Origin of the sequence: Fibrobacter sp. UWCM, assembly GCF_900129735.1 — a bacterium.
Taxonomy (GTDB): domain Bacteria; phylum Fibrobacterota; class Fibrobacteria; order Fibrobacterales; family Fibrobacteraceae; genus Fibrobacter.
This window is the reverse complement of sequence record NZ_FQWR01000003.1, coordinates 166,294-189,998: the sequence shown is the minus strand read 5'-3', so window position 1 is coordinate 189,998 and position 23,705 is coordinate 166,294. Positions and strand designations below refer to the sequence as shown.

Here is a 23,705-nt window from a genome sequence, read left to right as displayed (position 1 = left end):
CTTTTACGGGGCTGCCCTTGAAACTTGCTATCTGGATTTTGGCGTTATGCCTTGCAGACTTTGGTTTCTCTGGACAGCCCCACAATAGCTCGGGCTGCTGCCGGGCTTGCCGCTTTCGCCATTGCGGCGTTAGCTGCAATTCTTGCATCTGCTGCGATGTTCTGTCCAAAGATTTTGTTCATGGCCTTAAATATAGTTTCGATTTTCGCGAAAGTCAAGAAATTTTTTTTGTGAGTTTACTTCTTGAACTTCTTCAGAATCGCATCGGCCTTTACGAACTGCTGCTTGACGGACTTGGGACCGGTGCCACCTTCGATATTCCTGCGGCTCACGCTGTATTCGAAGGTGAGAGTTTTCTTCATCTGCTTGACGTTCGGGACGCCGGCGCTTGCCCAGGCCTCGTCGCTAAGGTCCGTGAATTCGAGGCCTTGGCGGGCGGCTTCGCCGACCAGGCTACCGACCACGTGGTGGGCATCGCGGAACGGCACGCCGGATTCGACCAGCAAGTCAGCGAGGTCGGTAGCCAGCAGCGCCGGCAGCATCTTCGCATGCATCTTGTCGAAGTTAAAGCGTGCACTTTCCAAGGCTTCCTTCATCACGCGGAGAATCACCTTCACGTTATGGACGGAGTCGAATACCGGTTCCTTGTCTTCTTGCAGGTCGCGGCTGTAGCTCAGCGGGGCACCCTTCACCAGCGTGTAGAGGGCGCTGAAGTTACCGAGCATACGGCCGGACTTTCCGCGGATGAGTTCCATGGAATCCGGGTTCTTCTTCTGCGGCATCATCGAGGAACCACTAGAGAAGGCGTCGTGCAGGGTGAGGTAGCCGAATTCGCTGGTGCTCCAGTTCACGAAGTCTTCGGCGTAGCGGCTCATGGTGTTCGCGATAATCGCGAGGTCGGCTTCGAATTCCAGCATCATGTCGCGGTGACTCACTGCATCGATGCTGTTGGGGCATACACCCTTGAATCCGAGTTCCTTCGCGACGAGGGCACGGTGATAGGGGAATGCGGAACCGGCCATGGCGCCGCTACCCAGCGGAAGTTCGCTGTGCAACTCCAAGAAATTGTCGAGGCGCTTCACGTCGCGGCTCACGGCAAAGAACATGCTCATCAGGTAATGGCTGAAGTAAATCGGCTGAGCCTGCTGCAAGTGGGTGTAGCCCGGCATCATCTTGCCGAAGTATTTCTTGGCGAGGTCGAGAACCGTTTCCATCAAAGAAACTTCGAGGGCGCGGATTTCGGTGGCGCGGTGACGCATGTAGAGCTTGAAGTCCGTGCAGACCTGGTCGTTACGGCTACGGCCCGTGTGAATCTTCTTGCCGAGGGCGCCGATGCGTTCGGTGAGCACGCGTTCTACGGCCATGTGGATGTCTTCGTCAGATTCCTTCCACAGGTTCTTGCCGGCCTTGTAATCCTTGAGGATGCTGGCCAGACCATCGCAAATCTTCTTGTAGTCGGCCTTGCTTAACACGCCGGATTCTACCAGGCCCTTGCCGTGGCCGATGCTGCCTTCGATGTCTTCTTCGATGAGTTCGGCGTCGAATTGCAGGCTGAAGCTCAGGTCCACCATGCTCTGCGCCATACCGCTAGCAAAACGGCCGGTCCACATGTTGGTCTGGGTGCCCTTCTTTTCAGTTTTCTTTGCGCTGGTCTTTGCCATTTTCAAATCCTTTTTGTTTTTTCGGATGCAAATTTAAAAAAATATGGGTGCCGCGACTATTGTTTATCGAGCAGTTTTTCCACTTCCGCGATAATCTTGTCGCGTTCCCCGCACCAGTTGGGGGCAAGGAGCATGTCGCTCGGGCTTTCGCCGCTGAAACGCTCGATGGCGGTATCTGGCCCGATAATTTTAATCATCTCGGCGACGGCGGCGCAATATTCCTCGAATTCCAACAGCTTGATTTCGCCTGCGGAAAAATCTTGTGCCATCACAGTGCCCGCGACAATATGCAGCGGGTGGATTTTCACGGCGGCGAGGTGCAGGTCGCGGACGACGGTGGCCGTCTTCTTGAAGTCTTCCAGCGTTTCACCGGGGAGCCCGACAATCACGTGCGTGGTGACGGTGAGACCCGCCGCCTGGCAGCGCTTGACGGCATCCTCGAATTCGGCGAGTGTATGCCTGCGGTTTATTGCCGCAAGCGTCAGGTCGTTTGCCGTCTGGAGCCCGATTTCCACGATAATCGGCTTCTTGCGGTTCAGTTCCGCGAGGTAGGCGATTTTCTCGTCTTCGAGGCAGTCCGGGCGCGTCCCTATCGCAAGCCCCGCAATTTCCTTGTGCTTGATAATCGGGTCGATTATCCCTTTCAGGTGCTCGAGCGGGGCGTGCGTGTTCGTGTACGGCTGCAGGTAGGCGAGGATGCCCGCATTCGGGTACTTTTCGCGGAGCCTCGGCACGAACTTATCGAGCTGCTCCTGGATGCTGACCTTCGCCTGGTCGAACACCGGGCTAAAGCTGCGGTTGTTGCAGTAGCTGCATCCCGAGAAACCCTTGGTGCCGTCGAGGTTCGGGCAACTCATGCCGCCGTTCAGCGGGAGCTTTCTCACCTTGAGGTAGTTCGGGAATAGTTTGAGCAGTAAATCGCGGTAGGGTGTGTAGTGCATATCCCAAAAAATAGATTAAAGATGTAGAATAATCACATTTTTTTTCTATGTTTCCTATTGAATCTGGGTTTCAAGGAGAAATAAGATGCGTTTTCAAGCCAGTACTCTAATAATATCGCTTTCGCTAGCAATGTTTACGGCCTGCGGTGATGACGACTCTTTTATTCCGAGGCAGCGTGAACTCCCCGGCGAAGTGGCCGATATGGACGAACTGGAATCCTACGCATGCAGTGACGAATTCAAGGGCGAGAAAGTCTATGTGGCAGATCTCAAGCAAGACTATGAATGTGATGGTGATAGGTGGATTCGGGTCGATGACGAGGAAACGTCTAGTTCGTCTTCTGCCAGGTCATCTTCCAGCGACAGGGCTAGTTCTAGCAGCATCCGGAGTTCTTCCAGTAGCGTACGGTCTTCTAGTAGTCTAGGGTCTTCTAGCAGCACTCCTTATAGTTCAGTCAGTTTCGATTTTACCAAGGACGAGGCGTTTAATTCGAATGTCCAGTACGGCGAACTGAAGGATGCACGCGACGGGCATGTCTACAAGACGGTCACTGTCGGAAGGCAGGTCTGGATGGCGGAAGACCTTGCCTTCGAGTATGTGGTGAACGATGAACCATTTGAGAATTACTGCGGCACGGATTCCTGCAAAATTTTAGGTCGTTATTATACCTGGGCGGCTGTCATGGATAGTGCCGGTATTTTTGGTACAGCGGGCAAGGGGTGTGGTATGGGCAATAAATGTTCGCCGGCATATCCGGCGCGAGGCATTTGCCCCGAAGGCTGGCACGTGCCGACAAATCAGGAATACAACAACTTGATACTTTATGCCGGTGGGTCTTATGAGGCTGCATTAAAGATAAAATCTCAAGTTGGATGGAAAGATTCCCTAAATTCGGACATCTATGGCCTGTCTTTCTTACCCGGTGGGCGAAGCACGGCGATAGGAAATATAAAAGACATAAGTGAAACATTCTCGTGGACATCTACTGAATACGATGAGAAATTTGCTGCATGGTTTATTTTGTCGAGTCGTAGTGCCGGAATTGTCTATAACCATACCAAGAACATGGCGAACGCTGTCCGCTGTATCAAGGATACCCTGGTCGAAGATTCCTTCTATGATACCATTACCATAGCACAGCCCTGCAGGACGGAGCAGGAAGACAACTGCACTTATGGAGAATTTACCGACCCACGAGACAATCAGGTCTATAAAACGATAAAGATTGGTAATCAGGTCTGGTTTGCCGAGAACTTGAAGTACGAGACATCGATTAGCCGTTGTTACGCCAACGATTGCGATTTATATGGCCGTTATTACCTATGGAGGGATATTGCTAACAATGGAGGAGACCTTTGCCCTGCTGGTTCGCACATGCCGTCTAAGGAAGAATGGGAAACTTTATTCTGGGCCGTCTCTGGGGCTAACGCATCTGGAGCTGCGCTGAAATCGTCTACCTGGCGAAAGAGAAAGGAAGTTGACCATTTTGGTTTTTCGGCTTTGCCGGCTCGCGAGTTCTATGGGAGTTCGTGGGGGAACAGTAATACAGATTACGCCGAATTCTGGTCTTCAACAAAAGGGGAAAATGGTGTCTATAGTTTATCATTATACAGTGACAGCGATGTATGCTATTTTGAAGAGTTCAAGTATTACACAAGCGACTATATGTATGCCATCCGTTGTATCGTGGATTCGGAATAGTGGTTAGATACACTTGATACACTTTGGTATTTCTGTGGACAATATTGTTCCTTACTGTAACCGAAAAAAGGCATTTTATCGAAGTAAAATGCCGGCCCATATTTTATATTCTGGGCGAACAGATGACTCTAGGCGAAAAAGCGAGGTCCTTATGAATCTTTCGAGCGTGAAATTTGCGTGCGCGGCCGCGGCCCTGGCCGCCGCCCCGTTGGTGGCACAGAACGTGCTGACGAATGGCGACATGTCTTATGGTGATGGCGGCTGGTACCTGTGGAACAACCCGGATGGCCCGGCGAAGGTGGACCTGCAGCTCGGTAAGCCCGGTCTCGGTGTGGATGGCTCCGAGGGCGTGAAGGTCACGGTGACCGAACTTCCGAACCCCAGTTGGGGCCTGCAGTTGCAGCCCCCCAAGTGGCTCGCCGATTCCGCCTACTATACGCTTACGTTCAAGGCGAAGGGCAACATGCCTATCAACGCCATCGTGCAGGGCGGCGCTCCCGACTGGCGCCAGAAGGAAAGCGCGTCCTTCATGCTCACCAATGAATGGAAAACCTATTCCATGACCTTCCTTGCCGACCAGAAGGGCTACGGCCTCAACAACGTCACGTTCCATGTGGGCCTCGCGAAGGGCTGGATGCAGATGGACGACGTGGAAATCGAGAAGGTGGAAGGCCTCGACGACATGACCTGGTACAACAATTCCGCCGCCCGCATTGACAGCCTCCGCAAAAAGGAACTGACCGTGAAGGCGGCCCCCGGTGCGCAGGTGAAGGTGGAACTCATGCGCCACGCTTTCCCCTTCGGTACGGCTCTCGCGCTATACCCGAGCAAGGACAGCGTGGAGACCTGGTATAGGAAGACCGCCAACAAGTACTTCTGGTACGGCGTGCCCGAGAACCAGTTCAAGTGGCCGGATTACGAACCCAAGAAGGGCAAGATCCGCCGCGACGAATTCAAGCAGTACCTCGACTACGTGGATGCCTACAAGTGGGGCTTCCGCGCCCATACGCTCGTGTGGGGCCACCAGGGCTACGGCTTCGACAAGCATTTCAGCAACCAGGGGAGCTGCAAGGACATCTCGAACAAAATCAAGGACCGCATCACCCGCGACCTCAAGGAATACAAGGGCCGCATCAAGGAATACGACGTGTGGAACGAAGCCTTCCACGAGCCGTTTATCTTCAACAAGTGCGGTTGGGACCTGCTGGATAGCGCCCATGTGTGGGCTCACCGTGCCGACCCGGATGCACGCCTGTTTATCAATGAGTACAACGTGGTGGCCGCTGGCGAAACCGAGCGCCTCTACGACATCGTGAAGGGAATGCTCGACCGCAAGGTGCCCGTACACGGCATCGGCGTGCAGTGCCACTTCGGTGACCGCCAGCTGAACCCGAACTTCATCAAGAAGCGCCTTGACAGGCTCGGCTCGCTCGGGCTCCCCATCAAGATTACCGAGCTTGACTTTGGCGACTGGCAGAAGGGCATGTACTTCGGCGAAGACGAACAGGCCCGCCGCTACGAGATGGTCCTGCGCATCGCCTTCAGCCACCCGGCCGTGGAAGGCATTGTGCTGTGGGGCTTCTGGGATGGCCGCCACTGGGTCAAGAACGGCGGTATTGTTGCCATGGACGGGCGCGAGAAGCCTGCCGCCAAGCTAATCTACGACCTGTGGCACAAGGTGTGGACCACCAACGGCACGTTCAAGGCAGACGAGAACGGCGTCGTGAAGTTCCGCGGTTACCCCGGCAAGTACAAGGTAACCGTCGACGGCAAGAGCGAGATGGTCGATCTCAGATAAAACTATATTTCCCGGTATGAAAAAATCTCTACCGGGTATTTTGTGTTTGCTCGCCATGCCCTGTAGCATCCTCATTTTCGTGAAGGTGCAGGCCTTGTCGGGCGATTTGCTTGCGCTCCTTGCCGCAGTGCTTTTCTACATCGCAGTCATTGTCGTTTGCGCACTCGTGTTCAATAAGCCGGACCCGCGCAACGTGCCTATGGAGCACCCGATTATAAAGGATGGCAAGGATGATGAGCCGAAGGAGGGCGAGTAATGTCTATCGAAGATCGTTCTACGCTTGTTTTTGCGACCGGGGTTGGCCGTGTCAAGGAAGAAAAGCCCAAGGCGGAACGCCCCCTGGGTGACGGAGTCGTGCGCATCCAGTTGAAGCGCCTCGGTGGCGGCAAGATGGCGAGCGTCGTTACGGGAATCCCGCTTGACGAGGATGAACTGAAGGACTTGGCCCGCACGCTCAAGCAGAAGTGCGGGGTGGGCGGCTCCGTAAAGGACTTCAACATTGAAATCCAGGGTGATAAACGTAATATTTTGAAAACAGAACTCGAAAAGAAGGGCTATACCGTCAAACTCTCGGGCGGTTAATTCGTTCGAATCGGCCATTCGCACTCTTTTTTTTTGAAAAGTTGTCTATATTTAAGGCGTATAGGGAAATGAAAAATGAGAATACGCCTGTTTAAAACTGTTTTTGCTACTGTTTCGGTGTTATCCGTTCTTGCTTCTGCGCAGGAACTCTCGCCGAAGTATTTCGATTGCTGGATGGAAAACGTTGCCCACGTAGATGCCTCCGAAATCTCGCGCCTGGGTATCAAGACCTACGGTGACGGCTGGATTTGCGGATGCTTCAATGTGGAAGAAACTGAAGGCGTGGACTGGCAGGAAGGTGAAATCCTCACGAAGGTGAACAAGGTCTGGGATTTGCCGCAGTACGAGATTCTCCCGTGCCGCGCCAAGGACTGCAGTGACACAAGCGAAACCTACCAGAAAAGCCTTGACCTGTGCGTCGACCACCTGAACAATAGCGGGTTTACGCTTTCCGCCTTTGCGGATTCCGGCAAGGTACATGACGCCATCGCGCAGACTTTCCCCGATTCCAAGAAAAAGCCTTCCAAGAAGGATGACGATTCCAACCTGACCGATTTCGGCAAGTATTTCCAGGACCACAAGGCAAAAGCCGACAGCGTTCTCTGCTTCTTCCAGTATCATGAACGTCCGGGTACGGAACGCTTCCTCGACTGGGACAAGAAGGGCGTGTTCAGTATTTCCGGCTTGCCCGAGAAGCTTTTGCCCGAGTCCATCGGTAGTTTCCCCGACTACAGCGACGTGCGTTGCAAGGACGGCAATACGTGGACGGGCTTTCTCGTGAACGGCTATGTCGAGAATATTATGAATGTCGATGGGGAAGGCAAGTTCCACGGCCGAGAAACCGGCTTCGGCAACGACCTTACGCTTCCGGTTCGCCAGGGCAAGGACTTTGGCAAGGTGCTCTACACAGTCGATTATGTGCATGGCGTAAAGAATGGCACGGCCAAGTTCTACCGTTATAGCGCGATGGACAACATTGCGGTAACCGACAAGAAACTGAAGAAGAAACTCGAGAAGTACTACTTCTTGCACCTGGAAGTGCCTTACAGGAAGGGCGCTGTCCACGGCATGGTGAACATGTTCTCGCACAAGGGATTCCTTATGGCCGAAATCCCGTACTGGAACAACGAGATTCACGGACGCGTGGTGGTGCACTACCCGTTTGTCGAAGACGTGAAGGCGATTGAGGCTGCCGACAAGAAGGAAATGAAGCGCATCTCCAAGATCAAGAAGAAGAAGGACAAGGAAGAGGCCCTGGAAGCTTTCCAGAAGATGAAGGAAGAGCGCGAGAAGAACAAGCCGAAGGACAAGGTCACGATTGACTACAAGAAGGGCAAACTCAATGGCCCGAACGACCTCGGGTATTCCTTCGGTAACTACCGCGATGGCAAGCTCGATGGCAAGTACATGACGTTTACCGTGAAGGAAACCTGCTACGACTGGATTCCGGTGAACGGGCAGGAAGGTATTGATTCCACGACCACGAACAAGGTTTGCTTGACTGAGAAGCAGGACAAGAAGAGCTGGGGCACGTTCCGTAACGGCGAACTCCAGGGCCTGATTGAATGCGCGAACGGTATCAAGGGCAAGGAGAACGTGGACTGCGACCACGCTTACTAGGCGGACTTTCGCCCCGATGACAAAACGGGCGCTTTTAGTTATATTTGTCGCGAACTTGAAAGACCGCAAGGCCTGAAGGTTGCATGCCTGGTTAGTTTAACAGGATAAAACGCGTCCCTCCTAAGGATGAGCTCCGCGTTCGAGTCGCGGACCGGGTATTACGCTGGCGGATTACTCCGACAGCGTTTCTTTTTTGCTACGTCATCCCCGACTTGGTCGGGGATCTCCTTTGCATTTTTGTAACTTTACATCGTGAATAAAAAGTACGTTGCAATTGTTGTCCTGTTCGGGATCTTGCTCCTGCTTCCGTTTACGGTGCAGGCCGTCGCGGACCTGCGTGGCGATAAACGGTTTGTTTCCTTCGACATCTTTAAGGACATTGTCTATACCCCATTCGTGCGGGAATCTAATATGATTGCGGGGGCGATGCGCCTGGATAGTGCCTGGCGTGCTGCGCGCGAGTCTATTGCGGGTGGCGCGGAGACTGTGGATGCGCTGGAACCCGTAATCGGGGCCCTTTCCGACTTGGAGGCGGTCGCGCTGACCGTCAATGCGTATGCGCAGCTCGATACAGCGGAGGCGGGCTACAAGCTGCTCAAGCAGGCGGACACGTTGCTTGCGAGTCTCGAGGACGAGCCCGAAAGTTTCAAGGTCGTCGATTCAACACTCAAGGCGGTGGTGGGCGAGTTCGGGCATTTCTCGGTTGTGCGGGCAATTTCGGGCGTCAAGCATTACGGCGTATGGACGAGCCGCTATCTGCGGGCTTTCGAGAAGAAGGTGGAAGACGAGAATGCGCTGGTGCTTGCGGTGCGCCCGCGTTACCAGCTCGCGGTATGGAATATCTTTAACGACCCGGGCGAAAAGGTGGTGCTCGGTGCGGCAGGCGATTGCATTGGTGCAGGCTGCGGGCGCGATACCGCCACGGCTTCTGATCGCTGGCTTTTCTACCGGCAGGATGTGGAATTCCTGGTGCAACCGTCCCCGCTGGATGAGCGCAGTGCGAAACTCGATAACCCGGTGCAGGCGATTCTCCGGTTCCGCGACCAGCTGAAGGCGAAGGGCGTGGAACTCCTTGTGGTGGTTACTCCGGGCAAGCCGAGCATCTATCCCGAAAGGCTGACCGGCGCATCCCCGGTCGCAGGCATTAACGGCGCGGACATATCTCGGGGCGCGACTGCCGCGGGTCACGGCAAGTCGATTCTCGATTCGCTCGCTCGCCTCGGGCTCCATACGGTGGATTTGTACACGCCACTCCTTGCCGCGAAGGCAGACGATGCAAAACTTGGACCGCTCTACCTGAACGACGACACGCACTGGACTCCGCGCGGGGCAGAACTTGCCGCAGGCGTGATTGCAGGCAAGGTGCGCGAGATGGTGGAGGCGGGAGTCGTGGATATCAGTGAGCCATCTATGGAATACGTCGCATCTGATTCCGTGGCCGACCGCATGGGCGATATCGGCGAGATGAGCGGGCTCAACAAGTTCGATGTGTTCAAGGTGCAGCAGGTGACGGGGCATGTGGTGATGCAGCAGAATATCATAGAAAGAATTGGTATGGCTCAGAGCAGTGCTAACTGCTTGGATTCTCTGATGAAGGATTGTCCCGAACGTGACGATTCTTGCTATTTTGCAAAGAATAGTCCCTGTGATGAAGATGATGCTGCCTGTGTGCGTGCTTTGACAAAAAGTTGTCCTAAGGGTAGTGCATTTGATTCATGCTACCATGTTAGAATGAATCCATGCGAGGAAGACGATTCGCTTTATTACGATACGACTGTGACTCCCTTCAAGGACGATTTCCGCAAGGCGAAGATCTTGATTCTCGGTGATAGCTTCAGCCGCATCTACCAGACGGATTCGCCGGTAAACGCGGGCTGGATTGCACACTTCGCGAAGGAAATGGGAAGGCCTGTCGCAAGTATCGTGAGCGATGGTGGCGCTTCGACCCTTGTGCGCGAGAAGCTTGCCCGCAAGGCCGGCGTGCTTAAGGGCAAAAAGCTCCTTATTTGGGAATTTGTAGAACGTGACCTCCGCTTTGGTGCGGAAGGCTGGAAAGAGGTTGATTTCTAATGGCAAGGCATGGAACGCCCACTCCGGGGCAGGCAATTTTGGAAGGTATCGAGTGGCTCAAGATGGACAAGGCCGAATTCGCGCGCCGCATCGGGGTGCCGATGGAAACGCTCGAGGGCTTGATTGCAGGGACCGTCGAGATTACCCGAGAACTCGCCGAATCGCTCGAATCCGTGACGGGGAGCCCCGCCGCCTACTGGCGAATGCTTGCCAGTAAAGCGAAAAAAACTATTGACCAATAACTAATGACCATTGGCAAACTATGAATATTACTGACGCAGTTTCTTGTATGTGTGACCTCGCGAAGGGCGAGGCGGAACAGTTCGACATAATCGCTTCGAATTCGCATTCCGAGGGTATCTCTGTTTTTCAGGGGCAGGTGCAGAATACTGAGATTTCCGATTCTGTAGGGCTTGGTATCCGCGTCATCAAGGACGGACATCCAGGGTATGCGCACACCGAGCGCCTTACCAGGGATGCGATTGCACAGACCATCAAGGATGCGGTTTGCCACACGCAGTGGACGGAGCCTGTAAATATTGAACTTCCGAAGCCGGCGCAGATTCCGGATGACAGCCCGAATTACAATCCTGCCCTCGATTCGCTTTCGCTTGCGGAGCTCAAGGATTTCTGCATAGAACTCGAAAAGGAAACATTCGCACGTTCCACCGACATCAAGAACATTCCGTACCTCGGTGCCGACCTGAACCGTGAAATCTCTATCGTGGCGAACAGTAACGGGCTTTTCTACACCGACAAGGACAACTCCGTTTCTGTCGGTGCGGGTGCGGTCGCAGTACGCGATGGAGTCAGTAAGTTAGGTAATTGCGTAAAGAGCCGTCGCGACTGGAATGAAATTTCGATGAAAGAAATCGCGGACAAGGCTGCTACATACGCCACTGAACTTTTTGGCGCGAAGAGAATTGAAGGCGGAAAAATTCCTGTGATTTTCTCGGAACGCATTGCCGGCCGCTTTGTTGGAATGTACGGGTCGCCGTTTATCGCAGAATCCATGCAGAAGGGCATGTCCCGCCTTGCGGGTAAGCTGGGTGAAAAGATTGCGTCCGAAAAGTTCTCTCTCTGGAGCGACCCGAATTCCGAGAATTTCTGCAACAAGGTCTATTTCGATTCCGAAGGCTCTCTCACGCGTCGCGTTGAGGTTATAAAGGACGGTGTCTTTAACGAGGCTCTCTACAATCTGGAAACAGCCGCGAAAGATGGCTGCAGTACAACAGGTAGCGCTGCCCGTGGTTTCGGTTCGAAGATGGGTACTGCGTTCTGGAACATGTATGTGCCTGCGGGCGACAAGACTACGGCGGAACTCTTGAAGTTATTCCCGAAATGCCTGTTGGTTGTTCGCCTGGAGGGCAATTCTGGCTGCAATGCCGTTTCGGGCGAACTGAGCATCGGGGCTCACGGGTTCTGGTGCGAAAACGGGGTGATCCAGCATCCGGTTGATGGCGTGACGCTTTCCGGAAATTTCTTCGACATTATCCAGAATGTCGTCGCCGTCGGGAGCGAATACTACGACAAGTTTTCAGGTATAAAGGTGCCCGCGCTCGCGGTTTCAAACCTTGCGGTGAGTTGCTAGGTTTACTGATGTGGTCCGTTGCACCCAGGACTAGCCGTTTTTAACGGCCTTTTTCTGGCGGTAAATCAGCACAATCAGCCACACAAGGCCTGTGATAATCATGAGGCTGCAGAGCGTCTGCCCGCGGCTCATGCCGAACAGGTCGATGCGCCCCAGGTGGGCATCGGGCCTGCGGAAGAATTCGATAAAGAAGCGGAATATGCCGTAGCCCATCAGGTAGAGGCAGGGCATTTTGTCGCGCAATAGCGGAATGCGTCTCAGGTTATAGAGAACCGCAAACAGGATGATTCCCTCGAAGCACATTTCGTAGAGCTGGCTCGGGTGGTGAAGAATCGGGTTCGTGATGGGGCTGTCGTGGGCAAGCGGGAAGAACATGCCGATGGGGCTTGTGGTCACCTCGCCAAAAAGTTCACCGTTGATGAAGTTGCCCCATCGCCCCCAGGTATAGGCGAGCGGGGCAGCAAGGAAACTCAGGTTGAGCGTTTTCCACACGTCCATCTTGTTGCGTTTCATTCCGATAATCGCAAAGATGGTGCCGAGAATCATGCCGCCATGGTAGCTCATGCCTGCAATGCCCGTAAAGTGCCACCCGAGTGCGTCGTGGGTGAGGGGAATGATTATTTCAAGCGGGTTTGCGAGGTAATAGCCCGGTTTGTAGAAGAAAACGTACCCGAGTCGCGCACCGATGAGGATGCCCGCGATGGCCCACATGAACAGGTTGTCGAACTGCTCCTTGGTGTACCCGAGATTTTCCTTCGAGTTGATTTTCCACATGGTAAAGTATGCGGTGACGAACGCGAAAATGTACATCACGCCGTACCAGTGGACCGGGAAGTTCATGAGGGGAATTGTAAATGCGATTCCGTCAAAGTAGGTCGGTATAAGGTTCCACCAGGAAGGTTCCATTTTGTCCTCGCTTTTAGTTTGTCTGCCATAATTTCTGGTGAGCCCAGTAGTTCATTATCATCGCCGCCACCTGGCATGCAGGCTGCGAGCGGTAGCCCTGCAGGTCGTGAACCTGCATGATGACTACGATAATCGCCTTCTTGGGGTCTTCCTTCGACTGTGCAAATCCCATAAACCATTCGTATCGCCCGTTCGGGTCGTTACCGTCGAGCGAACCAGTCTTGCCGCCGATGTTCAGGGCGTTGAAATTCTTGCGGGCCATATTCTTGGTCGATAAGTGCTTCCTTGCGGTCCCGTTCGTGACGGAACGTAGCATGGCGGCCCGTAGCCCGTAGTAGGTGTTCTCGCTGAACTTACCCACGTCGAGAGCGATGCGCTGCTTGGGGGCGATGCCTTCGAGGTCTTTCGCCCACGGGATTTCGAGAGGTTTCTTGGCGAGTATGGAACGCACCTGCGCGGCCGCTAGGAGGGGAGAGAGGGTTGTCGACTGGATAAACCCGCAGCTCACTTCGGCAAGCCCGTATCCGGAATCGGGAGGTGCATAGTTCGAGCGCCCGGGGAGGCCTCCGGGGAAGTTCGTGTTGTAGCCGAGCATCTTTGCCGCGTCGCGCAGGCGCTTTGCCCCGACGTTCAGGCCGATGATGCCGAGCGGCGGGTTTGCGGATTTCGCATAGGCGTCCTGCAGTTCAATAGTCGGGCCCGCATAGTTCTCGGGCACGCGCAACTGGTTCTTGTACAGCGTGTGGTGCGCGCCCCTGTCGGGTATCGGGGAATTGAGCGAATAGCGGTTGCTTTCCATCGCGGCTGCAATCGTGACGGTCTTTGCAAGCGATGCGGCGGGGAAGGTGTTGCGCGAGATGTAGTCCGGCGCATTCTGCACCTTGTAATCCTTGGTTTCACCCCAGGCAATGATTTCGTTGCTGTTCGGTTCCACCACAAGAATCGCGCTGTGCATGGGCTTGAAGCGCCGGAGCATGTTGTCGATTTTCTCGGCGAGGAACACGTCCTTCTGGTTCTTGATATGCACGGAATCAACAATTTCTACCTCGGGCGGATTTTCCGGGGTGACCGCAGCGGTTACGGCTGCCTGCGTGTTCTCGAGGTCTTCCTTCCTTTCGGATTCCTTCGAGACTGCTTCCGCTGATGCCTTTGCCTCGCCGAAAAGACTCTTTACTGTGGATTCGGTTAATGTATCCTTCAGCTTGATTGCTCGGTGCGCTTCCTTGAGCGAATCGATGATGGAAGAATCCACACGGAGTGTGTCCTTGATCCATTCTTTGGATGTTGCCGTAGGATCATTGCCGTTTACGACGAATCCTTTCGGTTGCGCCGCCCGTTCGCCGCTCTTGAATATGCACGAGCCAATCAGGGCGCAGGCTGCAACAAAAATGGCAATAGCGATGCAACGGTTACGTAATCTCTTCTTGTAGGGGAGTCGATTCTGGGGGTCGTAGTAATATTTCATCGATTTACTTAAAAATGGTCTTACGGTAGTAGGCGAGTTCGGCGATGCTCTCGCGGATGTCGTTCAGGGCCTCGTGGCGCTTTTCCTTTTGGAATTCATCAAGTTTTGGATACCAGCGGAATGAGAGTTCCTTGATGGAACTTACGTCTATATTCCTGTAGCAAAGCCAGTTCGATATTTCGGGCATGTATTTGTACAAGAAACGCCTGTCCTGCGTGATGGAATTGCCGCACAGTACGTTCTTTGCCTTTTCGGTAAAAGGCTTGATAAAGTCGAGCGTCACCTTTTCGGCGTCGGCGGTGGAGTATTGCGAATGCCTGCAGCGTTCTACAAGACCGCTCGCCGTATGGTGCTTGGTATTCCATTCGTCCATGGATTCAAAGACGTTCTCGTTCTGGTGAATGGCAATGACGGGCCCTTCGGCTAGGATGTTGAGTTCCGCATCGGTAACGATGGTGGCAATCTCCAGGATAACGTCCTTTTCGGGGTCGAGCCCGGACATTTCCAAATCCATCCAGACCAGGTTTCTAGAACTTTTCTTTTTTGCCATATCGTTGTAAATTTAGTTTTTTGTACCGAAGTGTAAAATTGTCAAGATATTTTTTGACGTTTTGTCTGCCTATTTTTACGCTTCGTCAAACAACGATGTCAATGAGAAATAAAACACTTTATTGTAAGAAAAATATTTGCTATATTCGGCTCGTTAATTTGTTACACACAGGAATACACTATGGAAGAAGTAGTAATTACCGGTATGGGCTGTGTTTCGGCCCTTGGAAATTCCCCCGACATCCTCTGGGACAACCTTTTGCAGGGCAAGTCCGGCGTCGCCAAGATTGATAGGTTCGACGTTTCTGCACTGCCGGTCCAGATTGCGGCTGCGGTCAAGGAATTTGACGGTTCCGAGTTCTTTAGCACCAGAGACCAGTCCAGGTTCTCGAAGTGCATCCAGTACGCAGTCTATTCTGCCTTCCAGGCATTGAAGAATGCCGGTGTTGACCCGAAGGCCGAAGACCCGTCCCGTTCCGGCGTGATTATCGGTGCAGGTATTGGCGGTATGAACACTTACACTGACAACGCGGTTACCTGGGGTACCCGTGGTCCGACCCGCGTCTCACCGTTCTTTATCCCGATGTCCATTACGAACATGCCTGCGGGCGAAGTTTCCAACCGCACCGGCTGGATGGGCCCCTGCTTTGCAGTGGTTTCCGCCTGCGCGACATCGAACCATTCTATCGCAGCGGCCTTTGACGCTATCCGCCTGGGTCGCGCCGACATCATGCTCGCTGGCGGTACCGACGAGACGGTGAACCCGCTCGCCCTCGCTGGCTTTACCAACATGCACGCCCTCTCCAAGCGCAACGATGACCCGGCCACTGCTTCCCGCCCGTTCGACAAGGACCGCGACGGCTTCGTGATGGGCGAAGGTTCCGGCATTCTCGTGCTCGAAAGCCTTTCTCACGCCAAGAAGCGCGGCGCGAACATCCTTGCCCGCGTTGCTGCTGTCGGCATGAGCGCCGATGCGCACCACATGTCCGCCCCGCGCGAAGACGGCGAAGGCGTGCGTCTCGCTATCGAGATGGCGCTCCGCGATGCAGGCATTTCCCCGAAGGAAGTGGGCTACGTGAATACTCACGGTACGTCGACCCCGCTCGGCGATGTGGCTGAATGCTCCGCCCTCGAGAAGGTGTTCGGTGCATCGGACTCCCTGAAGATCAACTCCTCCAAGTGCATGATCGGCCACGCCCTCGGTGCTGCCGGTGCCCTTGAGGCCATCATCACGGTGAAGTCTCTGCAGAACCAGATGATTCACGCTACGACGAACGTGTTCAACAAGGATGAACGCATCCATCTCGATGTTTGCGCGAACAAGAACACGAGTCACAACTTCAAGTACGCGCTCTCCGACGGATTCGGCTTCGGTGGCCAGAACAGCGTGCTTCTGTTGGCCCGCGACTAATTGGTTGTTAGTCATTGGTCATTAGCTATTAGTCATTAGTCGTTGATTGGTGGCTGACGTGACCTGCCTTGAACCCCCGTCATCCTGTAGTTACGCAGTAGCGATAGGATTTGGCGGGGTTTTCTTTTTCTATCTTTAAATGCGTGAGATTATCGTTTCCGAAAAGCCTTGCTGTTTTCGTTTTTGCGCTGGTTTGCCTTGTGCAGTCCACGCAGGCGGCCCCTTTTGACCCGCCCACATGGCGCGATTCCACGTGGGATTATCGCAGCGAGGATTCCGTCGATATCAAGTCCGAAATTTCGTGGTGGAAGGTCGGTGGACTTGGTGCGCTCACGCTTTCTTCCTTCGGCGCTGCATACATATTTGTGTTTTCCAAGGGGTGGTGGGATGACGAAAGGAGTCATTTCCATTTTGAAAATGATTTCGAATATTCGTTAAACTTGGACAAACTTGGACATTTTGCTGCAGGTGTGATTCTTGGTGAAACATTCTACGAAGGTTATCGTTGGGCAGGGCTTTCTGAGTTCCAGTCTTACTTGTTTGCGGGGCTCTCCGCGATGACTACGCATATTGCGATTGATGTCAAGGATGGTTATTCGCCTAGATGGGGATTCAGTGTTTTTGACGTACTTTCTGGAACTTTGGGTGGTTTTTTGCCTATGGCAGAGCGTTATGTGCCGGTGTTTAAGTACGTGGACCTTAAGTGGAGTTATTGGATAAACTCTGATGCCTATTATGATAAGAATGATGGTCATGTGGGTGATGCCGTATTTACCGACGATTACGTGAACCAGACTTTTTGGGCATCATTTAAACCCTACCGAATGCTGCCTGCTGGCGCTCGCAAGTATTACCCAAGCTGGCTTGCTTTTGCGGCAGGTATAAGTGTCAATGAAGAAACCATGGATTACCATGCGAAAAATCGGCACCGTGAAGTCTACCTTGCTTTAGACTACGACTTGGAAGCATTCCGCCCGCAGAGCCGCTTGGCCCGCACGCTTATCAAGTACTTGAATTACTTCAAGTTGCCGGCCCCTACCATACAAGTTTACCCGGAATTCCACTGGTACTTGCTTTACCCGATAAAGTTCTAGGAGGTTCGCGTGAATTGCATCCCTAAAGTTGCCTGCATTTCGCTTTTACTTGGCGCGACATTCGCGATTGCCCTGCCTCAGACGGGCTCGTTCCGTGACAGCCGTGACGGCAAGACCTACAGGACGGTTGTTATCGGGAGCCGCATATGGATGGCGGAAAATCTCGCGTACAACGTGAAGGGGAGCGCCTGTTACGACAACAAGAACGAGAACTGTGTGAAGTACGGCCGGCTTTACAATTTCGAGATGGCAAATAAAGCATGCCCATCGAGATGGCACCTGCCCGAGAATGACGAATGGAAACGCTTCCGCACGTTTATCGAGGATAGCGACGGCAAGGAAGCTGCCTGGATGAGTTTAAAGTCCCGCGACAAGTGGGATGGCAGCGACCGTTACGGGTTCGACGTGGTACCTGCGGGCAAGGCGACCGATGAATTTGTGGAACTGGGTGTCTCTGCGCATTTCTGGAGTTCCACGACTGAAGATGGCGATGCTTACGGCTGGCATCTTGAGCCTCCCGGAGATTTCAGGATGGAATTCGACGTGAGCAGCAACATGTATTCCGTGCGCTGCCTCAAGGACTACTAGAAGCCAATGGCAACGGCAATCGCCGTTCCCAACTCAAGCAGGATTCCTGCGTAGAAACCGCCAAGAAGGTCATCCGCCATTACGCCCCATGCTCCGGGGAATTTTTCGAACTTGTGTATTCCGAGCGGTTTGAGGATATCGAAGAAGCGAAACAGCCCGAATGCGATGGCTAGGAACCATGGATAATGTACGATTGTGTACGTCGGGAGAAAAGCGAGTGTCATGAAAATCCCGCAGACTTCGTCGATGACTATCCAGCCGGGGTCCTCGGTGCCGGTGTCCTTCATCGCCTTATTTACGAAGGGAATTGCGGCAAAGAATACGATAAGGGCTGTTGCCAGGAAAAATGGGTTTATAAAGAAACCGAAATGGAATGCTTTGCCAGAAATTGACCATACGTAGTTTCCAAATTGGCGCAATGCGAGCCATGCCATGGGGTAGGCGATAATCGCCGCGGCGAGGCTGCCCATGGTGCCGGGAGCCTTCGGGCTCATTCCCGAGCCGAAAAATGTCACGACGAGCGTGGTAAACCAGTCCGTCTTGCGCCATTCGTGCGGTACGCGCTTCTTCCCGTATTTCTCTTTCAGTTCTTCCTTGTTCATGGATTATTAGTTCTTGGTCAATAGTCAATGGTCATTAGTTGTTCGTCATTCTGAACGGAGTGAATCATCCCTCCGGTGGCCACGGCATTTCTGCCCTTTTCTTTTCGGCTGCTTCATGTGCTTCGCGCTTCTTTTTCCAGGCGGCAAGCTGTGTCTTGAATGCGTCGCGCAGGCGCTCCATGCCGATGTTTTCGCGGGCGCTTACCTGGATGGCTTCGGGATAGTTCTGCAAGAGCTCGGTACGGCGGGCCTCGTCGCAGATTTCGGCCTTGTTGAACACGCGGATGCGCGGAGTGTCTTTGCTGATGATGCCTTCGAGCGTCTTGTGCGTCACTTCCAGGTGTTCACGGTAATCCGGCGCACTCCCGTCTACGACTTCCAGAATGCAGTCTGCATGGGATGCTACCCCGAGGGTGCTCTTGAAGGTTTCGATGAGGTTGTGGGGGAGCTTGCGGATAAACCCGACAGTATCGGAGAGGATGATGTTTTCGCCATCGAGGTAAAGTTTGCGCGTGGTGCTGTCGAGGGTCGCGAACAGCTTGTCTTCTACATAGACGTCAGCACCGGTGAGGCGGTTCGTGAGGGTCGATTTTCCGGCGTTCGTGTAGCCGACGATACCCACGTGAAAAATGTCGTTCCTATTTTCGGCCTGGCTTTCGCGGGCATCCTCGATCTTTTCGAGTTTCTTCTTGAGTTCCTGGATGCGCTTTCGGATCATGCGGCGGTCTGTTTCCAGCTGCGTCTCACCCGGCCCCTTGGTGCCTATGCCGCCGTTGTGCTGGCGGCATAGGTGCGTCCACGCACCGGTGAGCCGCGGCATCATGTACTGCAACTGCGCGACTTCCACCATCAGGCGGCTTTCTGCGGTTATGGCATGCTTTGCAAAAATATCGAGAATGAGGCCCGTACGGTCGAGCACCTTTATTCCGGGAAGGCGCTGTTCGAGGTTACGGACCTGCGAGCCGGAGAGGTCGTCGTCAAATACGACCATCTTCGCGTTGTCTTCTTCGAGGGCGCGCTTGACCTCGTTCACCTTGCCCTCGCCGATGAGGGTGGCCGGGCTAAAATTCTGCACGCGCTGGATAAAATTGCGGGTAACGACAGCGCCCGCGGTTTCGGCGAGGCGCCCGAGTTCCGCTACCTGTTCAGATACGAGCCACGGGCGTGTCTTCGGGGTGCATATCCCTACGAGAACGCAGCGTTCTTTTTCCTGTTTATGTTCTGCAGGCTGTTTCATCTATGCGGTCAGCAATTCCCGTTCAGTTTCAGGAACCAGTAATCCTCGCTGTTGATGCTGCTGCCTTCGGGCGAGGCGGCATCGGCGAGTTTCGCGAAATCCGGAGCATTGTTGCCCGGCGCATTGCTGTCCTGCGGACATGCGCTGGCTGCGTCTGGCGCATTCTTGTCCTGAATATTTTTGTCGTTCATATCGGCCATGCGCAGAATATAATAAATCTCGATGCTCGCGCACATCTCAGGTGCGTTTCCGTTGCGGGCAAAAAACTATATTCGTGTCATGCGGCTTTGGCTTTCGACATGCCTCGACGATTTTTCCTCGGAGTTCGATGACATCGAGGAGATGTTCAAGCGCGGGCTCACGAGGCTCATTCTCCAGAAGCGCGTGCCGGGGTTCGCACAGGACTTGGCGGACGGTGCGGTACGGTATGCGACCGAAGCGCAGTACGAACGCTGGCTTATGGCCCTCCCGATGGAATATCGCGACCGCATCTGGGTGCGCGGTACACCCGATATGGCAGAGCGCCTGGAAGTGCGCGGATGCGTGTGCGATGCCGCCCTCCTTTCGCAAGATGTCCCGGAACGATGGAAGCGCGTGAACTGCATTGCGGTCTGTCGCAATCTGGAGCAACTCAATTCTTTGCCGGAATGGGTGGCGGGAGCGCTTGTAGGGCCCGTTTTCCAACCGCAGTCCATCTACGAGCCGGTCGAAACACTCGGCATTGCGTGCATTACTGATAAACTAGCCGCGCAAGACACGGCCTGCGATGAACGTCAAGGTTCCGCGCGCGATGCAACCCGCAAAATGCCTGAAGTCCCGCAGGTCATCGCTTTCGGGGGCATCGATCACGAGAACCTGGACGATATCAAGAAACTTCCCCTACAGGGAATCTCCGTGCTGGGTGGTATCTGGAACTACGCCGACCCCGTCAACGCCTTTATCAAGCTCGGGCGTGCTTGCGGCGGGCTCTGATTCCTTGGGCACGTTGCTCAGGGATTCCTTGAGGCTCACGAGTTGGTGCGCAAATTCGTTGCACCGGCTGTCTTCGGGGAGTGTAATTTCCCAATCGAGGGCGCCATTGTGGAGGACAGGGTGAATCCGCCATTCGGTTTTGTACGGGCAATGGTAACTTGTCATGTATTTGACTCTAAGACCATTCCCGTCCATTCTGTATAGGAATTGTCCGTTCCATTTGACGGATCCGCTCATGTAGCGGATCTCCTTTACGTCACCGATTTTGCCGGTCTGCTCAAAATAGTTCTTTTGGGCAAGCATGTAGTCTTCGACAGCCAGTTTCATCTTGGCGGTAACGCGTTCACCGTTGTTCCATACAATCTCGTAGGTAGAATATCCGTCGAAATTCAGCATTACAGCGTGGATAATTGTGAAAATGAGGGCCAATGCGGGCATCCACGATTTTGACTCATATTTTTTGCCGGTCTTTCGGTTCCTGTACTTGCCGAGCGAGATTTTCCACACATCCTTCAGGAAAAGGAATACAATGAATGCGTAGCCGATAAAGGCGATTGCACCTACCGCGGTGGGAATCGTGAACCCGTTTTCCCGAAGGATGAGGTAAATGATTCTATATGTCAGTCCACCGAAAATCAAGTAAAGTGCACCGCGAAGGTTTCGACCGCTGCTAGAACAGTGAGCACCGGTAAAACCGATGAGGAGTGCTAACCAGAATATTTTAAGGCCGGGCTCCTTTGACTTGTGATGGTGGTGTTCTTTTGCGGTTTTTGTTTCGGGCTTGGGCGTTTCTGCCTTAATTTCGGGCTTGATTTCAGGTTCGGATTCGTTCTCCGGTGAATCTTCCGCTCCGTAGTTCGGGTTCGGTGCATCGCACCAGAGGCACTTGGGCATGTCGTCTTCGTATTTTCGCTTGCATTTGGGGCAAATCATTATGCTTTTTTACCTTATGCTAATCTTTGAAATTCTCGACATCCCATTAACCAGAATTTCCTTTCGGATATATACACCTTGTTCGCGCGGTCTAGCCTTGAGCATCTGGCCGTTTACGCTGAAGTATTCCGTGCGGACGACCTTGCCTGCGAAATTGAGGTCGCGCGCGATACTGCCTGCGATTTCAGTCTTGCTGGTGTCAATCGTAGAGGTGTCCGGCTCCACATAGGGCTTGTCCGGGTCGTCTACCACAAGCTTGATTCTCGCCCGGCTCTTGCATCCGGTTTCGTTCGTGTAAACCACGGTGTAGTAGCCGCTAAAGTCTCCGTCCACGTTCTTGAGCGAGTTCTCGCGAGTCGTCGACTTGAATCCGTTCGGGCCTTCCCAGCTCCAGATCTTGCCGTCCCAGGGGTGTGGGCCGAACTGCACCGTGGCGCCCTTCGCGACCTTCAGGTCGAGCGTTTCGTTCCAGCCACCGTCATCTACCTTCACATAGGGAACAATCTTCGTGCCGCTGCAGGGGCCAACAACCTTCTTCCCGTCGCACACGCCGATGGAATCCGGAATGTCAATCACTCGCGGTTCAAAGTCCGGGGTGGGGAAGGCCTTCATGAGGGCTGCCGTCTCCTGGGCGGTAACCGGGAGGATTGTCCCGTGGCGGGGCGTGAATGCGCCGCTCGTCTTGGTATCCTGCACGAACTTGAAGTTTTCGAGGTCGGGGCTGCTCGTGAACTGGTAATGCCCGTTTATGTAGCAGTCGTACATGAGCACCCAGGAATTCTGGTTGATGAGCTTGAATACGCCCGCGCCTTCCACGGCTTCGGTCGTCTGTTGCAGAGCCTTGCTCGGCTTGCTCCACTGCGAACCGCTGGCGGCTCCACTCTTGGGCATGAGCGAGCTTGCGGTCACCTTGCAGATGCCGCCGTCGCCCTCGTTCTTGTAGAAGGCATGGTAGAATTTATCGACCGGGTTGTAGACGATATCCATGTCGATGGTTGATTTTCCGCGGTCAAAGAAGTGCTGCGGTTCGCCTTCCAAATCGGTAAAGTCCTTGTTCGAGTAGGCATAGAATACCTTGTCGTAGGGGATGGTTCCGTCGTTGGTCAGGAGGGAGAAGTACACGAGCGGACGGCCCTTGGTGCCGTCGCCGTTGTCGTAGGTGTCGTCCCAGAAGGTTTCGGGGGCCCAGACGCGAGTCACGTTCGCGAAGTTCTTGCCCTTGTACTTGTCGGGGAAATGTACGGTGGCGTGCTTCCAGTTGATGAGGTCGCGGGAGCGCATGAGCACCATGCCGCGGTTGCTTGCCCAGCCCTCGGCGCTCTTCATGTCGGTATTCACCATGTAGAACCAGCCGTCGGGAGCACGCAGAACATGCGGGTCGCGGAGCCCCTTCTTGATGCTTACCGTGTCGGCGGCCACCACGCGCTTTCCGTTGTTCATGGCGGTAAAGCTGTAGCCGTCGTTGCTCAGCGCGTAGTAGATATTCTCGTTGTCGTTGGCCGGGAAATACGCAAAAAGGTAGTTCGAGTAGGGTTCATACCCATGGATAGAGACCTTTAAAGGCACGTCTTGCGTCTTTGCGCTCAGGCCGTCGTGGATAGTCGCCGTGAGGGTCACTTGCTTGTTTTCGCCCACAAACCTGCCGTTGATATGGCCGTCGTGGGCAAGAAATAGCGTGTCGCTGCTTTTCCAGGTGATGGGGAAGGTTTCCCCGGCAAGCTTTATGGTGTCGAGGAGGGTGAGGTCGGTATACAGGTCGTTGGCCGAGTTGCCCAGGCTCCGGCTAACGCTGTCGACAGAGCGCCAGAAGGGGGTAACATCGACTTGTGCAGAAATAGCGCCCGCACAAAAAAGTAGCGCTAAAATTTCCTTTTTTACCCAAACCATGTCCATTTTGGACTCCTTTTTTCGCTCTTTAATATAATTTAATTCAATTTGGCGTAATCCCCGTCGTAGTTTTTTGTATTTACAAATTATCAACGC

Annotated in this window: 23 protein-coding genes and 1 tRNA gene; 13 read left to right on the top strand and 11 right to left on the bottom strand. The window is 53.8% G+C overall.

Annotated features, from left to right (window positions below; translation table 11 throughout):
- Positions 1-44: 44 nt before the first annotated feature.
- Genes BUB22_RS16585 through BUB22_RS03470 form a run of 3 tightly spaced genes read right to left on the bottom strand, consistent with a single transcriptional unit; the run spans position 45 to position 2,602 of the window.
- A complete protein-coding gene (locus BUB22_RS16585; RefSeq protein ID WP_175547226.1) occupies positions 45-182 on the bottom strand; it encodes a hypothetical protein in 138 nt (45 codons plus the stop codon).
- A gap of 54 nt (positions 183-236) precedes the next feature.
- Complete coding sequence (argH, locus tag BUB22_RS03475; protein ID WP_073113940.1) at positions 237-1,661, bottom strand: argininosuccinate lyase; 1,425 nt, start codon at positions 1,659-1,661, stop codon at positions 237-239.
- 56 nt (positions 1,662-1,717) lie between these two features.
- Positions 1,718-2,602, bottom strand: a complete 885-nt coding sequence (locus tag BUB22_RS03470; RefSeq protein WP_073113939.1) for a tRNA modification radical SAM protein MnmL/YtqA — start codon at positions 2,600-2,602, stop codon at positions 1,718-1,720.
- A gap of 85 nt (positions 2,603-2,687) precedes the next feature.
- On the opposite strand from BUB22_RS03470, the gene BUB22_RS03465 reads away from it, so the two are divergent.
- The 9 genes from BUB22_RS03465 (at position 2,688) to BUB22_RS03425 (ending at position 11,965) form a co-directional block, all read left to right on the top strand.
- Positions 2,688-4,304 carry an FISUMP domain-containing protein gene (locus BUB22_RS03465; protein ID WP_073113938.1) on the top strand — a complete coding sequence of 539 codons (1,617 nt, stop codon included), beginning with the start codon at positions 2,688-2,690 and terminating at the stop codon, positions 4,302-4,304.
- Between the two features lie 166 nt (positions 4,305-4,470).
- Complete coding sequence (locus BUB22_RS03460; RefSeq protein WP_175547225.1) at positions 4,471-6,102, top strand: endo-1,4-beta-xylanase; 1,632 nt, start codon at positions 4,471-4,473, stop codon at positions 6,100-6,102.
- 16 nt (positions 6,103-6,118) lie between these two features.
- A complete protein-coding gene (locus BUB22_RS03455) occupies positions 6,119-6,358 on the top strand; it encodes a hypothetical protein (protein WP_083535353.1) in 240 nt (79 codons plus the stop codon).
- On the top strand, positions 6,358-6,684 hold the full coding sequence (locus tag BUB22_RS03450) for an SUI1 family translation initiation factor (protein ID WP_073113936.1): 327 nt from the start codon (positions 6,358-6,360) through the stop codon (positions 6,682-6,684). The genes BUB22_RS03455 and BUB22_RS03450 overlap by 1 nt, the downstream gene beginning before the upstream one ends.
- Before the next feature lie 117 nt (positions 6,685-6,801).
- Positions 6,802-8,304: a hypothetical protein gene (locus tag BUB22_RS03445; RefSeq protein WP_072810548.1), complete on the top strand. Its 1,503-nt coding sequence runs from the start codon at positions 6,802-6,804 to the stop codon at positions 8,302-8,304.
- Positions 8,305-8,389: 85 nt separating this feature from the next.
- A tRNA-Arg gene (locus tag BUB22_RS03440) sits at positions 8,390-8,462 on the top strand.
- A gap of 94 nt (positions 8,463-8,556) precedes the next feature.
- The gene (locus BUB22_RS03435) at positions 8,557-10,374 is read left to right on the top strand and encodes an alginate O-acetyltransferase AlgX-related protein (RefSeq protein ID WP_073113934.1); all 1,818 of its coding nucleotides are present in this window, start codon (positions 8,557-8,559) and stop codon (positions 10,372-10,374) included.
- Positions 10,374-10,616 carry a helix-turn-helix transcriptional regulator gene (locus BUB22_RS03430; RefSeq protein ID WP_073113933.1) on the top strand — a complete coding sequence of 81 codons (243 nt, stop codon included), beginning with the start codon at positions 10,374-10,376 and terminating at the stop codon, positions 10,614-10,616. The genes BUB22_RS03435 and BUB22_RS03430 overlap by 1 nt, the downstream gene beginning before the upstream one ends.
- A 20-nt stretch (positions 10,617-10,636) precedes the next feature.
- Entirely contained in the window at positions 10,637-11,965 is a 1,329-nt protein-coding gene (locus tag BUB22_RS03425; RefSeq protein ID WP_073113932.1) for a TldD/PmbA family protein, read from the top strand.
- Positions 11,966-11,995: 30 nt separating this feature from the next.
- On the opposite strand, the gene lgt is transcribed toward BUB22_RS03425, so the two are convergent.
- The 3 genes from lgt to orn are packed head-to-tail and all read right to left on the bottom strand — an operon-like array spanning position 11,996 to position 14,886.
- Positions 11,996-12,871: a prolipoprotein diacylglyceryl transferase gene (gene lgt, locus BUB22_RS03420; protein WP_072810539.1), complete on the bottom strand. Its 876-nt coding sequence runs from the start codon at positions 12,869-12,871 to the stop codon at positions 11,996-11,998.
- A 13-nt stretch (positions 12,872-12,884) separates the two neighbouring features.
- Positions 12,885-14,336, bottom strand: a complete 1,452-nt coding sequence (locus BUB22_RS03415; RefSeq protein ID WP_073113931.1) for a penicillin-binding transpeptidase domain-containing protein — start codon at positions 14,334-14,336, stop codon at positions 12,885-12,887.
- Positions 14,337-14,340: 4 nt separating this feature from the next.
- Positions 14,341-14,886 (bottom strand): oligoribonuclease, encoded by a 546-nt coding sequence (gene orn / locus BUB22_RS03410; RefSeq protein WP_072810534.1) that lies wholly within the window; start codon positions 14,884-14,886, stop codon positions 14,341-14,343.
- A gap of 180 nt (positions 14,887-15,066) precedes the next feature.
- Here orn and fabF point away from each other — a divergent pair, with 180 nt between their 5' ends.
- The 3 genes from fabF to BUB22_RS03395 all read left to right on the top strand — a co-directional run bounded on the left by fabF (position 15,067) and on the right by BUB22_RS03395 (position 17,978).
- The gene (gene fabF, locus BUB22_RS03405; RefSeq protein ID WP_072810532.1) at positions 15,067-16,296 is read left to right on the top strand and encodes a beta-ketoacyl-ACP synthase II; all 1,230 of its coding nucleotides are present in this window, start codon (positions 15,067-15,069) and stop codon (positions 16,294-16,296) included.
- Positions 16,297-16,439: 143 nt separating this feature from the next.
- The gene (locus BUB22_RS03400) at positions 16,440-17,390 is read left to right on the top strand and encodes a YfiM family protein (RefSeq protein WP_254794618.1); all 951 of its coding nucleotides are present in this window, start codon (positions 16,440-16,442) and stop codon (positions 17,388-17,390) included.
- A gap of 9 nt (positions 17,391-17,399) precedes the next feature.
- A complete protein-coding gene (locus BUB22_RS03395; protein ID WP_073113930.1) occupies positions 17,400-17,978 on the top strand; it encodes a fibrobacter succinogenes major paralogous domain-containing protein in 579 nt (192 codons plus the stop codon).
- Here BUB22_RS03395 and BUB22_RS03390 read toward each other — a convergent pair.
- The 3 genes from BUB22_RS03390 to BUB22_RS03380 form a co-directional block, all read right to left on the bottom strand.
- Positions 17,975-18,580 carry a phosphatidylglycerophosphatase A family protein gene (locus BUB22_RS03390; protein WP_073113929.1) on the bottom strand — a complete coding sequence of 202 codons (606 nt, stop codon included), beginning with the start codon at positions 18,578-18,580 and terminating at the stop codon, positions 17,975-17,977. The genes BUB22_RS03395 and BUB22_RS03390 overlap by 4 nt on opposite strands.
- 64 nt (positions 18,581-18,644) lie before the next feature.
- The gene (gene hflX, locus BUB22_RS03385; protein ID WP_073113928.1) at positions 18,645-19,817 is read right to left on the bottom strand and encodes a GTPase HflX; all 1,173 of its coding nucleotides are present in this window, start codon (positions 19,815-19,817) and stop codon (positions 18,645-18,647) included.
- A gap of 8 nt (positions 19,818-19,825) precedes the next feature.
- On the bottom strand, positions 19,826-20,008 hold the full coding sequence (locus BUB22_RS03380) for a hypothetical protein (RefSeq protein WP_139258691.1): 183 nt from the start codon (positions 20,006-20,008) through the stop codon (positions 19,826-19,828).
- An 88-nt stretch (positions 20,009-20,096) separates the two neighbouring features.
- On the opposite strand from BUB22_RS03380, the gene BUB22_RS03375 reads away from it, so the two are divergent.
- Positions 20,097-20,789, top strand: a complete 693-nt coding sequence (locus tag BUB22_RS03375) for a beta/alpha barrel domain-containing protein (RefSeq protein WP_073113926.1) — start codon at positions 20,097-20,099, stop codon at positions 20,787-20,789.
- On the opposite strand, the gene BUB22_RS03370 is transcribed toward BUB22_RS03375, so the two are convergent.
- Positions 20,697-21,722 carry a DUF4199 domain-containing protein gene (locus tag BUB22_RS03370; protein WP_073113925.1) on the bottom strand — a complete coding sequence of 342 codons (1,026 nt, stop codon included), beginning with the start codon at positions 21,720-21,722 and terminating at the stop codon, positions 20,697-20,699. The genes BUB22_RS03375 and BUB22_RS03370 overlap by 93 nt on opposite strands.
- A gap of 9 nt (positions 21,723-21,731) precedes the next feature.
- A complete protein-coding gene (locus BUB22_RS03365) occupies positions 21,732-23,615 on the bottom strand; it encodes a glycoside hydrolase family 43 protein (RefSeq protein ID WP_254794617.1) in 1,884 nt (627 codons plus the stop codon).
- Positions 23,616-23,705 lie beyond the last annotated feature (90 nt).